Origin of the sequence: Streptomyces sp. NPDC048389 (assembly GCF_040706335.1) — a bacterium.
Classification (GTDB): domain Bacteria; phylum Actinomycetota; class Actinomycetes; order Streptomycetales; family Streptomycetaceae; genus Streptomyces.
Window position 1 is genome coordinate 1 of sequence record NZ_JBEZKP010000091.1, and the last position, 12,462, is coordinate 12,462.

The 12,462-nt window shown below is 71.4% G+C and carries 12 protein-coding genes and 1 pseudogene; 4 read left to right on the forward strand and 9 right to left on the reverse strand.

Annotated features, from left to right (window positions below; translation table 11 throughout):
* Positions 1-65: 65 nt before the first annotated feature.
* From AB0903_RS33175 to AB0903_RS33185, 3 genes and pseudogenes are all read left to right on the forward strand, one after another.
* Positions 66-218: pseudogene (locus AB0903_RS33175) on the forward strand (esterase); the annotation flags it as partial.
* A gap of 272 nt (positions 219-490) precedes the next feature.
* Positions 491-1,282, forward strand: a complete 792-nt coding sequence (locus tag AB0903_RS33180) for an SDR family NAD(P)-dependent oxidoreductase (RefSeq protein ID WP_366708465.1) — start codon at positions 491-493, stop codon at positions 1,280-1,282.
* A gap of 53 nt (positions 1,283-1,335) precedes the next feature.
* Positions 1,336-2,088, forward strand: coding sequence for a TylF/MycF family methyltransferase (locus AB0903_RS33185; protein ID WP_366708466.1), 753 nt, complete (start codon positions 1,336-1,338; stop codon positions 2,086-2,088).
* A gap of 71 nt (positions 2,089-2,159) precedes the next feature.
* On the opposite strand, the gene AB0903_RS33190 is transcribed toward AB0903_RS33185, so the two are convergent.
* From AB0903_RS33190 to AB0903_RS33205, 4 genes are read right to left on the reverse strand one after another with little or no spacing between them, the layout of a single operon-like run.
* A complete protein-coding gene (locus tag AB0903_RS33190; RefSeq protein ID WP_366708467.1) occupies positions 2,160-3,104 on the reverse strand; it encodes an aromatase/cyclase in 945 nt (314 codons plus the stop codon).
* Positions 3,105-3,107: 3 nt separating this feature from the next.
* A complete protein-coding gene (locus tag AB0903_RS33195) occupies positions 3,108-3,362 on the reverse strand; it encodes an acyl carrier protein (protein ID WP_366708468.1) in 255 nt (84 codons plus the stop codon).
* Between the two features lie 33 nt (positions 3,363-3,395).
* Positions 3,396-4,604, reverse strand: a complete 1,209-nt coding sequence (locus AB0903_RS33200) for a ketosynthase chain-length factor (RefSeq protein ID WP_366708469.1) — start codon at positions 4,602-4,604, stop codon at positions 3,396-3,398.
* Positions 4,601-5,866 carry a beta-ketoacyl-[acyl-carrier-protein] synthase family protein gene (locus AB0903_RS33205; protein WP_366708470.1) on the reverse strand — a complete coding sequence of 422 codons (1,266 nt, stop codon included), beginning with the start codon at positions 5,864-5,866 and terminating at the stop codon, positions 4,601-4,603. The genes AB0903_RS33200 and AB0903_RS33205 overlap by 4 nt, the downstream gene beginning before the upstream one ends.
* A gap of 170 nt (positions 5,867-6,036) precedes the next feature.
* Between AB0903_RS33205 and AB0903_RS33210 the strand changes: the two genes are divergently transcribed.
* Positions 6,037-7,173: a glycosyltransferase gene (locus tag AB0903_RS33210; RefSeq protein WP_366708471.1), complete on the forward strand. Its 1,137-nt coding sequence runs from the start codon at positions 6,037-6,039 to the stop codon at positions 7,171-7,173.
* A 55-nt stretch (positions 7,174-7,228) separates the two neighbouring features.
* Here the strand turns inward: AB0903_RS33210 and AB0903_RS33215 are convergent, their stop codons facing one another.
* The 5 genes from AB0903_RS33215 to AB0903_RS33235 are packed head-to-tail and all read right to left on the reverse strand — an operon-like array spanning position 7,229 to position 12,130.
* Positions 7,229-8,254, reverse strand: coding sequence for an NAD-dependent epimerase/dehydratase (locus tag AB0903_RS33215; RefSeq protein ID WP_366708472.1), 1,026 nt, complete (start codon positions 8,252-8,254; stop codon positions 7,229-7,231).
* A complete protein-coding gene (locus AB0903_RS33220) occupies positions 8,251-8,856 on the reverse strand; it encodes a dTDP-4-dehydrorhamnose 3,5-epimerase family protein (RefSeq protein WP_366708473.1) in 606 nt (201 codons plus the stop codon). The genes AB0903_RS33215 and AB0903_RS33220 overlap by 4 nt, the downstream gene beginning before the upstream one ends.
* Positions 8,853-9,605, reverse strand: coding sequence for a class I SAM-dependent methyltransferase (locus AB0903_RS33225; protein ID WP_366708474.1), 753 nt, complete (start codon positions 9,603-9,605; stop codon positions 8,853-8,855). Before AB0903_RS33225 ends, AB0903_RS33220 begins: the two co-directional genes overlap by 4 nt.
* A 45-nt stretch (positions 9,606-9,650) precedes the next feature.
* Entirely contained in the window at positions 9,651-10,775 is a 1,125-nt protein-coding gene (locus AB0903_RS33230) for a DegT/DnrJ/EryC1/StrS family aminotransferase (protein WP_366708475.1), read from the reverse strand.
* Complete coding sequence (locus AB0903_RS33235; protein ID WP_366708476.1) at positions 10,772-12,130, reverse strand: NDP-hexose 2,3-dehydratase family protein; 1,359 nt, start codon at positions 12,128-12,130, stop codon at positions 10,772-10,774. The genes AB0903_RS33230 and AB0903_RS33235 overlap by 4 nt, the downstream gene beginning before the upstream one ends.
* Between the last annotated feature and the right edge of the window lie 332 nt (positions 12,131-12,462).

Here is a 12,462-nt window from a genome sequence, read left to right on the forward strand (position 1 = left end):
TCCTCGCCGCCCTCGTCGGCGAGGTCGACGGCATCCGCCTCATCGGCCCCGACCGCACCGCCGAAATGGCCCGCCCCCACTCCAACGGCACCTGCCGGGTGGTGCTGCTGCCCAGCACCTGGGGCCTCGGCTTCATGCAGACCGACAGCCCGGTCTTCCCCGCCTCCGCCGGCCTCGGCCCCCGTGCCCTCGGCTTCGACGGCGCCAACGGCACATTCGTCTTCGCCGACCCGGACCGCGAACTGGCCTTCGCGTACGTCCAGAACGCCGGCTCGCGCACCATAGGCCGGATGAACGGCCGGGCTCACCACCTCGTGGAGGCCGTGCACCGCTGCGTCGAGGGGGTCCCCGCACGGGCGGCGTGGGAGACCGGCCGGCCACGGAACCGGCCGGTGGACGCCCGCCCTAGCGGTTCTCCAGGGCACGTGGAGAGCACTTTGAGCCAGCACTGCCAGCTTGGCGTCTCCCAGCCGACCCATCGGGAGGAAACATGGCCGGCGCCACCGCCGACGCACGCACTGCACTTGTCACCGGAGCCACCAGCGGGATCGGCCTCGAGATCGCCACACGGCTGGCCCGCGCTGGCCACCGGGTCTTCCTCGGTGCCCGCACCGCCGACCGGGTGGCCGAGACCGTCGCCGCCCTGCGGGCCGAGGGGCTGGACGTCGACGGCCGGAGCCTGGACGTGACCTCCCGCGAGGGCATCAGCGCGTTCGTCCGGGCCGCGACCGGGCGGTTCGGGCCCGTGGGGATCCTCGTCAACAACGCGGGCCGCTCCGGCGGCGGCGTGACCCGCGAGGTTCCCGACGAGCTCTGGCTCGACGTCATCAACACCAACCTGAACAGCGTGTTCCTGATGACGAAGGACGTCCTCAACCACGGGGGCATGCTGGAGCAGGGCTGGGGCCGGATCATCAACATCGCCTCCACCGGAGGCAAGCAGGGCGTCCTGCACGGCGCCCCGTACTCCGCCTCCAAGCACGGCGTCGTCGGCTTCTCCAAGTCCCTGGGCCTGGAGCTGGCCCGCACCGGCGTCACCGTCAACGCCGTCTGCCCGGGCTTCGTCGAGACCCCGATGGCCGCGCGCGTGCGCGAGACGTACGCCGGCCTGTGGGACGTCACCGTCGACGAGGCCCACGCCCGGGTCAGCGCCCGGGTTCCGGTCGGCCGCTACGTGCTGCCCGAGGAGGTCGGCGCGATGGTCGACTACCTCGTCGGCCCGGGAGCCGCTGCCGTCACCGCGCAGGCCCTCAACGTCTGCGGCGGCCTCGGCAACTACTGAGACCCCGCACCGCACGTACCGCACCGGCATACCCGGAAGGACACACACTCCCCGTGGAGAACACGACAGAGCTGTACCTGGACCTCCTGGAGAAGGTCGTCACCAACCTCGTCTACGAGGACGCCCCGATCCCCAACGAGTGGTTCCCCGAGCAGGAGTTCCGCCCCGAGAACCGCGAAACGGGCAGCGACTGGCCCAGCGTCGCGCACACCATGGTCGGCCTCAAGCGCATCCGCAACATCCGCGCCCTCCTCGACCGGGTCGTCGCCGACGGGGTGCCCGGCGACTTCATCGAGACCGGTGTTTGGCGCGGAGGCGTGTGCATCCTCGCCCGCGGCTACCTCAAGGCCCACGGGATCACCGACCGCACCGTCTGGCTCGCCGACTCCTTCGAGGGCATCCCGGACACCGGAGAGGAGGGCCACCCCATGGACAAGGAGATGGCCCTGCACCGCTCCAATCACGTACTCGGTGTCTCCGCCGACACCGTGCGGGAGAACTTCCGCCGGTACGGGCTCCTCGACGACCAGGTCCGCTTCCTGCCGGGCTGGTTCAAGGACACGCTGCCGACCGCCCCCGTGGAGCGCCTCGCGGTCCTGCGGCTCGACGGCGACCTGTACGAGTCCACCCTGGACGCGCTCGACAACCTCTACCCGAAGCTCTCCACCGGCGGGTTCGTCGTCATCGACGACTACTTCATCCCGGCCTGCCGCAAGGCAGTGGTCGAGTTCCGCGAGAAGCACGGCATCACGGACGAGGTCGAGGCCATCGACGAGTACAGCGTCTTCTGGCGCCGCTCCGCCTGACGGGTCAACTCCACGACTTCGGCCTCCAGAACCGGCAGGGTTCTGGAGGCCGAAGTCGTGTCGTCGAGCGGTCAGGCGGAGGTGTGGGCCGCCGCCAGGTTTAGCGTGGTACGGCTGTTCCTGCCGAGCGCCTCGCGCAGGTGCCGGCGCGCGTCGGCCAGCGTGGCTTCCGCGCCCAGCACCTCCGGTACGGCGGCAGGGTCGATCAGGACGGTGTGCTCGGCGGTGACCCGAGCCTCCGTCCCCGTCCCGGATCCGGTGAACTCCCAGACACCGCTGTGCCCGAGCAGCAGCCGCGGCGGGACCAGCTGCTTGTAGGCGATCCGCTCGCCCGGCCGACAGAGCCGCAGCGAACGGGTGCTGTGCGCCGAGCCGTCGGCGGTGACGGTGTCCATCTCCAGCTCCTGCACCCCGGCGGCATCCTCCGTCAGCTCCACGCGCCGCACGTGCGGCAGCCGCTCGGGCCACAGGTCCGCGCGGTGCACGAACGCGTACGCCTGCTCGGCGGTGCAGTCCAGGGTGACGGTGTCGCTGAAGGAGAACAGCAGATCGCCGACCTCCGCCCCGTGGTCCGCGGCGAGCTCGGCGGCTCTGGCGAGCGCGGCCAGCTCCACCGGGCTGTTCCGGTCCAGCACGGCGTTGATCCACTCCACCAGGTCCGGGGCGTCGCCGACCGCCGTGAAGTCGTGCAGCAGCACGATGTCCGTGCCGCCGTCCTCCCGCGCCTCGAAGATCCACTCGCCGCCCATTGAGGCGATGGGCGGCGCGCTCTCTTCCTGGTCGAAGCGGATCCGGAGGTTCAACGGGTCCAGCGCACGCCGCGAGACCCAGGTCTTCACCTCCCCGCCCACCGACGCCCACAATCGGAAACGTTCGGTGAGTTCGCCGCGCTCCAGGTAGTACGCGGCGACGCTGGGCGCGAACAGGGCCGGCCACCGGCCGACGTCGGAGGCGAGGGCGTACAGCGCCTCCGGCGGGGCGGTGGAGGTCAGCGTGTGGCGGGTGTGCCGACGCATGGCTCAGCCCGCCGAGGAGAGGGCGCCGTTGACGGAGTCCAGCAGCTCGCGCGGGGTGGCCACCTTGTCCGGGACCTCCACCCCGTATTCGCGCTGGACGACAGCCGTGGTCTCCAGCAGGGCCAGCGAGTCGTAGCCCAGCTCCGTGAACGAGGTGTCGAGGATGTTCCCGTCGAGCTGGCCGCCTTCGCTGCCCGCAGACTCCGACAGGATCCGACGCAGGTCGTCCAGCGTCATGGTGGTGATGTCGTCGCTCATCGTTCCTTCTTCACCTTTTTCTTTTTGCTTCCGTCAGTGGTCGTACGCCCGCACGACTGCGGCCGAGTTGAAGCCCGACACACCCCGCGCGAGGACCAGGGCCGTCGCCAGCCGTGCCTCCCGCGGGGACTTGCGGACCAGGTCGATGCCGTACTCCTCAGGCGTCTCGTCCGTGTTCGCGGTCGGCGGGATCACCCCGTCGCGCAGCGACAGCAGCGCGGCCACCACATCCAGCGGTCCGCCCGCGGACTGCAGCCGCCCGGTCAGCGCCTTGGGGGCCGTGACCGGGACGCCCCGTTCGCCGAACACTCCGCGCAGCGCCTCGGCCTCCTGCCAGTCGGCCACGGGCCGGCCCGCCGAGTCCGCGAAGACGACGTCCACCTCGGACGGCGCCACGCCCGCCTGGGCCAACGCCAGCTCGATCGCACGGCGCAGCGCCGGTGGCCGCGGGGAGCCTGGCGGCGGATCGAAAGTGGAGGCATGCCCGGCGAGTTCGCCGTGGATCCGCGGCGCACCGCGCCTGCGGGCCGCCGCAGCGTCCTCCAGGACCAGGATCGCCGCCCCCTCGCCGGGCACGTGTCCGCTCGCCGTCGGGTCGAACGGCCGGTATTCGCCGGTGGTGACCCGGCCGCCGGACCACTGCGCGGACCAACCCCACGGGTCCAGGGCCGAATCCGCACCTCCGGTGACGACCAGCTTCGCCTCGCCCCGCAGGAGCGCTCGCCGGGCGTGGCCGACGGCGTCCAGCCCACTCGCCTGCTCGGCGACGAGGGCCTTGCCCGGGCCGCGCAGCTGGTGGCGGATGGAGATCTGACCGGTGTTCACGGCGTAGAACCAGGCGAACGACTCGTACACGCTGACGAACTGCGGTCCCTTCGACCACAGCTTCGCGAACTCGCGGTGCGTGAACTCGAAACCGCCGAACGCGTTGCCGGTCATCACGCCCATGTCGTAGTCGACGAGCGCGGCGGGGTCCACGCCGCCGTCGGCCAGTGCCAGCCCGGCGGCGGTCAGCGCGAACCGGGTCGAGCGGTCGGTCTGCGGAAGCAGCCGATTCGGCAGGTGCGCGGCCGGATCAAAGTCCCTCACCTCGCCTGCCTGCCGGGCCGGGTAGCCGGCGGCGTCGAAAGCGGTGATCTCCGCGATGCCGCTGCGGCCCTTCACCGTCGCGGACCAGAACTCCTCGGTCCCCAGACCGTTGGGGGCGACGACTCCCAGCCCCGTGAACACCGTGCTCGTCATGACGCTCCTTCCGGCCGCCGCAGCAGCATCGCGCTCTGAAAGCCTCCGAACCCGCTGCCCACGGTCAGCACGGTGTCCACCCGCTGCTCGCGGGCGGTCAGCGGCACGTAGTCGAGGTCGCATTCGGGGTCGGCCCGGTGCAGGTTGGCCGTGGGCGGCACCACGTTGTGCTTCATGGCGAGCGCGCACGCGGCGATCTCGACCGAGCCGATGGCCCCCAGGGAGTGACCCACCATGGACTTGATCGAGCTGATCGGCGTGCGGTACGCGTGGTTGCCCAGGGCGCGCTTGAACGCGGCCGTCTCGTGCCGGTCGTTCTGCACGGTGCCCGAACCGTGCGCGTTGACGTAGTCGATCGCGTCCGCGTTCAGCCGGGATTGGTCCAGCGCCATCCGGATGGCCTCGGCCAGCTCCCGGCCGTCGGTCTTCAACCCAGTCATGTGGTAGGCGTTGAGGCGCGTGGCGTACCCGCTGACCTCGGCGTAGATCGTCGCGCCGCGGGCCCGTGCCCCCTCCAGCTCCTCCAGAACGAACACCGCCGCACCCTCGGCCAGGACGAAGCCGTTGCGGGAAGCGTCGAAGGGCCGGGAGGCGTGCGCGGGGTCGTCGTTGCGGTTCGTGGTGGCCTTGATGGCGTCGAAGCTGGCCGCCACGACCGGGGTGATAGGGGTGTCGGATGCCCCGGCGAGCATCACGTCGACGGTGCCGTCGGCGATCAACTGAACGGCGTTGCCGACGGCGTCGAGCCCCGAGGTGCAGCCGTTGGACACCAGGGCCACCGGCCCCTCCGCGCCCACCGTCCACGCCACCTCGGCGGCCATCACCCCGGGCGTCAGGTAGTCGTACATGTGCGGCGACAGATAGCGCGGGTCGACCTCCCACTGCCGGCCCGCGTCGGAGAGCACCAGGTACTCGTTCTCCAGGCTGGTGGCGGCGGCGACGGCACTGCCCAGGCTCACGCCCGTCCGGGACGGGTCGAGCGCCCCGAAGTCGAGGCGGCTGTCCGACACCGCGTCGCGGGCGCAGACCACGGCGAACTGTGTCGCCCGATCCATCCTGCGGGTCTCCCGCGGGGTGAGCCCTTCGGCTCCCGCGTCGAAGTCGCACTCGCCCGCGAGCTGGGAGCGGAAGGTGGTGGGCTCGAAGAAGCTGATCCGGCGGGTCGCGGTACGACCCGCGGCCAGCAGCGACCAGAACTCCTCCGTGCCGCTTCCTCCCGGTGCGCGTACCCCCATACCGGTTATCACGACATGCCGGGACATCGAATCGGTTTCCTTCTCGAAGAGGTGACTCGGTAAGGCCGGGGAGACCCGGCCGACACTCTTGATAAGCAAGGGCGGTCAACCTCTGCTCAAAAGGCGCTCGATGTCCGCTCAGGGAGGCCGTGCGCCGGTCCAGCGGTTCTCGAGCGCCGCGGTGCACCCTCTGTACGATGAAGATCCTCTTTGTCACCGGCGGGAGCCCAGCGACCGTCTTCGCGCTCGCCCCGCTCGCCTCGGCGGCCGGCCTCGCCGGGCACGACGTCCTCGTCGCGTCCCCCGAGGACATGGCCCCGTACGTCACGGGCATCGGCCTGCCCGTCCTGCCCGTCACCGACGGGGCCATGCGCCGGTTCATGCTGGAGGACCGGGCCGGGGCGTCGCTGTCCATCCCCTCCGGCCCGCAGGAGCGGATCCACTTCAACGGGGAGGGCTTCGGGCGACTGGCCGCCGCGACCCTGCCCCGGCTGCGGTCCCTGGCTGCCGACTGGGCCCCGGACCTGGTCGTCGGCGGATCTCTCTGCTACGCGGCGCCCCTCCTCGCCCACGAGCTGGGGGTGCCGTGGGTGCGGCACACCTGGGACCTGGGCGAACCGCCCGGGATGGACAACGGCGCCGCCACCGAGCTGGCGACCGAACTCGAAGCGGCGGGGCTGGACGGGCTGCCCGTGCCCGCGCTGTGGGTGGACATCTGCCCGCCCAGCCTGCGCGCCGCCCACCTGGCCCCGGGCCCACGCCATTCGATGCGTTTCGTCCCCGCCAACCTGCGCAGGCCGTTGGAGCCGTGGATGCTGCGCCGGACGGGCCGGCCCCGGGTGTGCGTCACCGCGGGCAGTCGGGTCTCCGGGGCGGACGGGGTGGCCGAACTGGTCGAGCTGGCCCGGACAGTGGAATGCCTCGACGGGGAACTGGTCGTCGCCGCCCCGCAGGACGTGGCCGACGCGCTGGCCGTCGAGGTCCCCGGAGTACGGGCCGGCTGGTTCGCACTGGACACGCTCCTCGAGACCTGCGACCTCATCGTCCACCACGGCGGCGGGCAGACCGCCCTGACCGCCCTGCACGCGGGTGTGCCCCAACTGCTGGTGCCGACGATCCCGAAGATGCTGGAGCCGTGCCGCCGCATCGAGGAACGCGGGGCGGCCGTGGTGCTGGCCGAGGGGGAGCAGTCCGGGGCCCGCATCGCGCGCGCCGCGACCGAGCTGCTGACCGCCCCCGGACCCCGGGAGCGAGCGGCGGAGATCAGCGCGGAGATCGCCGCCCAGCCCTCCCCGCACCGGATGGTGTCCGTACTGGAGTCGCTGCGGGCCTGACAAGGAACGCCACGCCGGGTAGCCCCGCCCGGTCCGGGCGGGGCCCTTCCGCAGGTCACAACCGGGACGTGGCCCCGGCCTCCTGAGCGGCGGCCACGGCGGCCACCGTCCGGTCCAGTGCCTCGTCCAGCGCACCGTTCCGGACGGCCAGCGCCCGCCAGCCCGTCGTGGCCGAGAAGGCCGACGGATCCACCGCCAGGCTGCGGAAGTCGGTCGGGTCGGCGTGTGGGGGCGGTTCCACCGACAGCACCGGGACCGCGGGCGTCCCCGTGTACCGGGACACGGCACGCGCCACCGCCTCGAACACCTCGCCCAGCGGCCGTGCCTGCCCGGTCCCGACCAGGTAGTGCCGGCCGGACAGCGCGTCGGCGTGGGCCAGGGCCGTCGTAAACGCTCGAGCGGCATCCTCCACGTACAGCAGGTCGCGGCGGACCGTACCGTCGTGCCACATCGTCAGCGGCTGTCCCGCCAGCGCCCGCCGGATCATGGTGGACACCACCCCGCGGTCCTCGGCGGTAGGGGAACCCGGCCCGTACACGGGCGGCAGCCGCAGGCTCACCGCCCGTGCCAGGCCCGCCGCCGCGGCCCGCTTCAACGCTGTCTCGGCGGCGTGCTTCTGCCGGTCGTAAACTCCCGTGGGCCGGTCCGGCTCGGATCCGTCGATCAGCTCGGCGGTGACCCGCCCCACCTGGGTGTTGCTGCCCGGGAAGACGATCGCGGGCGGGTCCTCGGCGACCGGTGCCCGCTCGGCGAGCAGCGCCACCAGGTCCCCGAGCAGGCCCACGTTGACCCGTTCCGCCTCTGTGTCGTCCTCGGACAGCCGCCACCCAGACGCGCCGCGGATCCGCGCCATGAACGGCAGCACGGCGTCCGCACCGGCCACCGCCCGGGCCAGGGCGCCCCGTTCGGTGAGGTCGGCGGTGCACACCTCCACCCGCCCGGCGAACGACTCCGGGACCACGACCGGCCGTCTCGACACCGCTCGCACCCGGACACCGGGGTCGGCTGCCAGCGCGCGAACCACAGCCGAACCGAGGAACCCGGAGGCGCCGAGCACGACGACCTGGCGCGGCGCGCTCACCGTCCGCCCCCGTCCGCTCCGGCCGCCGTACAGTCCGCGTACCGTGGCAGCAGCCCCCGGTCGCGTGCCTCGGCCAGCGTCGGCGCCGACCGGTCGCGCTCGGAGAGCACCCGTGCGTGGCCGCCCGGAAGCTCCAGACCCAGCTCGGGGTCGAGCGGGTTCACCGCCCGCTCCTTGTCCGCCCGGTAAGCCGCCGACAGCAGGTACACCATCACCGTGTCGTCCTCCAGCGCGGTGAACAGGTGCCCCACGCCCGGCGGCAGGTAGAGCGCGGTGCCCGCCTCGGGGGAGAGTTCCACCCGCTCGCTGCGCCCGAAGGTGGGCGAGCCGAGCCGGACGTCGACCACCACGTCGAGGGCCCGCCCACCCGTGCACAGCACGTACTTGGCCATGGAGCCGGGCGTGGCGGTGAAGTGCACCCCGCGCACCGCCCGGCGGCGCGAGCTGCTGGTGCTCACCTGGACGACCGGGAACAGCGGTCGGCCCAGCGCCGCACCGTACACGGCCTCCTGGTACGGGGAGCGGAACGAGCCGCGCTCGTCATGGAAGACCTCGGGCTCGAACGCGTACGCGCCGTCGATGCCCAGTTCGCGGACCTTCACACGGCACCGCCGGGGCGGGTGGCAACGAACAGCCCCGGACCGTACAGCTCATGGCGCAGGTACTCGGGCTCCAGGCCCGCCCGGCGGAAGGCATCCTCGTACTCCGCCCGCTCGAACAGGGTCATGACGTGCGTGTCCGTGAAGTGCTCGACACCCGTGTCGGACGCCGCGACCGTGTAGTGCACCTCCATCCGGCTGGTCCGCCCGGCACGGACCGTGTGGGAGACCCGGGCGATCTTCCGCCCGCCGACCTCGACCACGTCGGCGCCGACCCAGCCGGGCAGGAAGTCCTCCGGGAACCACCAGGGTTCGACGACGAGGACACCGCCCGGCGCCAGGTGCCCGGCCAGGTTCGCCACCGTCGCGTCCAGGCCGCCGGTGGAGTCCAGGTAGCCGACCGAGCTGAACATGCAGGTGACGACGGAGAAGGTACGGCCGAGCCGGAAGTCACGCATGTCCCCCTCGGTCAGGGGCACACCGGGGTTGGTACGGGCGGCGACGGCGAGCATGGGGGCGGACAGGTCCACACCGGCCACCTCGGCGAAGAAGACGCTCAGCTCGGCCAGGTGGGAGCCGGTGCCGCAGGCGACGTCCAGCAGCGATCCGGCGGCCGGGGCCACCGCGGCGCGCTGCTCGACGAGCTCGCGCACGACGGCCGACTCGGCGCGGTAGTCCTTGCCGCGGCCCCGGTAGAAGTCGTGGTAGACGTCGGCGCGGTGGTAGATGTGGGTGTCCGTGCTGGACGGCATGGTGTGGGCCTTTCGATCGGGCGGACGCTACTTTGCGGACACTCCCTAGAGGGCCCGCAGGACCTCGTGGATGGCGTCGATGACCTTGTCCTGCACGGCCTCCGACAACGACGGGTACATGGGCAGAGAGAAGATCTCCCCGGCCAGCCGCTCGGTGACCGGCAGCGAGCCGGCCTCCACGCCGAGGTGGGCGAAGCCGCGCATCGTGTGAACGGGCCACGGGTAGCTGATGTTGAGCGAGATGTCGTAGCGCTCCTTGAGAGCGAGAATGATCTCGTCGCGGCGCGGGTGACGTACCACGTACACGTAGTAGACGTGTTCATTGCCCGCGGCCGTGGCCGGCAGGGTCAGCCCGTCCGGCCCGCACAGGCCCGAGAGCCCATCCGCATAGCGACGGGCCACCCGGCGACGGCCGGCCACGTAGGCGTCGAGCCTGGTCAGCTTCCGGCGCAGGATCTCGGCCTGGACCTCGTCCAGCCGACTGTTGTGCCCGGGGGTCCGCTCGACGTAGTACACCTCCTCCATGCCGTAGTAGCGCAGTCGGCGCAGCGCACGGTCGGTGTCGGCGGAGCCGGTCAGGACAGCGCCGCCGTCTCCGTACGCCCCCAACACCTTGGTGGGGTAGAACGAGAACGCCGCGGCGTCGCCCATCGTCCCGGCGGGCGCGCCGTGGTGGCGGGCGCCGTGGGCCTGCGCGCAGTCCTCCACGATCGCCAGCCCATGCGCGCGGGCCAGGCGCCGCAACGGCTCCATGTCCACGCACTGGCCGTACAGGTGCACCGGCAGCAGCGCCTTGGTGCGCGGAGTGATCGCCGCCGCCACCTGGTCGGTGTCCATCAGGTAGTCCTCGGCGCGGACGTCCACGAAGACCGGGACGGCACCGACGGCGTCGATGGCGACGACGGTCGGGGCGGCGGTGTTCGACACCGTGATCACCTCGTCACCGCGCCCCACGCCGAGGGACTCCAGAGCCAGCTGCACCGCGTTGGTGCCGTTGTCCACGCCGACGCAGTGCGGCAGGCCGTGGTAGCCGGCGAACTCGTCCTCGAAGCCGCGCACGCTCTCGCCCAGCACCAGCCGGCCGCTGGCGAAGACCTGTTGCACGGCGTCGAGGATGTCCTCACGCTCCTCCCCGTACTCGGCGAGGTAGTCCCAGACATGGGTGGTCACGTGTCGTCCTCCTTGTAGAAGCCCGCGAACGTCAGCAGGCTCCGGGCCTCGACGTTCAGGTGGTTGCCGTACCGCACGAAGTCGGTGAGCTGGCGCAGGGTGATCCAGGCGTAGTCGTCGGGGACCCGCAGGGGGAAGCTGTCCCCGACCTCCACCAGCAGGTAGCGGTTCTGCGCGTGGTAGAAGCGGCCGCCCTCCTCCGAGTGGATTCGGTCGAAACGGATGTTCTCCGCGGGCGCGTCCAACACCTCCGACAGGAACCGGGGTCGGCGCGCTTCGGGCAAGCCCGGGTAACTGTCCGGCTGACATTGCACGGTGGGGGCCATCTCCACGCCGTCGAAGGCGCCCGTCTCGGTACGGGCCTGCATCAGTACGTGCAGTACGCCCTCGATCCGGCGGACCAGAAAAGCGATGACGCCCTGGCTGCGCGGCTCGAACATGGGCTGCTGCCAGTGCGCGACCTCGCGGCTGTCGGTGTCGACGGACACCCCGATGACGGCGAAGTGCTGATCCCGGTCATGGACGATGGCCCCGGCGCGCCGGCTCCACCCGTCGACCTTGGTCAGCGGAATCTGCTCGCGCGTCAGGGTGCAGACGTTCTTGGCCTCGGTGAACCAGCTGAGCAGCTCCGTGGTGTCGTGCAGGGCGACGGTGCCGGGAGCCCAGGACCGGGCCAGCGCGCCCCGAAAGGTGTCCGCGACCAGATCGGCGCCTCGGTCTCGCCAGGACGCCGCGCCGGCCAGCACCGTGCGGGTATCCATGTTGACCAGGTTCGGCTCGCGCAGCAGCTCAGCGATCTGCTCGAAGTCCAGCCAGCAGAAGTCCTCCAGCAGCGGGATGTCCCCATTCACCTGGACGATCATGTTCCGGTTGCGCTTGGCCAGGAACCAGGACGCCTGCTCGGACTGGAGCACGTCGGACAGGATCCGGCCGGAGCGGGGGGCGGCGAAGTACTCCAGGTACGGCACCGATCTGCCGCCGTGCGCCCCGGTGAAGTTGGACCGGGTCGCCTGCACGGTCGGGGACAGTTGGAGGCCGTTGACGTTGCCCGGCTCCATCTTCACCTGGAGCAGAAAGTGTGGGACGCCCGCGAACTCCTTCACCAGGATGCCGAGGACACCCTGCTCGGGCTGGACGATGATCGGCTGCTGCCATGCGTCCACCTCCCGGCCGGAGTCCGCGACGTCCAGCCCCTCGACGCTGAAGAACCGCCCGCTCCGGTGCACGAGGTTGCCGGATTCGGGGTCGGTGCGCCAACCGTCGAGGGAGTCGAGCGGGACCCGATCTACCCGGTAGCCGTGGGCGCGACGACGCCCGGCGTACCAGTCGCGGAATTCGGCTATATCGGAGAACATGTGGCCACCTTCCGTCCGAAAAATCCCCTCCCATTCCCGCGAGGGAAAGCTCGATTCTCGAGGAGAACAGGCATTGCGCGGAATCGCATGGCGCCGATCCTGCCAGAGGATTTCTATCGAGGTCACCCCGCCCGGAGCTCTACATTCCCTTGCGAGCGGAACATGACCGGCATTCGAGTGGGGCCCGAGTGACGGCCGCATCATCACAGGTTGAAGCCGTCTGCCGAGACGGTCCCGCTCTCCCCGCGCGTGAAGGACGGATGACTGTGCAGCAATACCCCCAGGCAGGGCTGACCGAGGACGCGTTCGCGGAGGTCCAGCGCGCCTTCGAG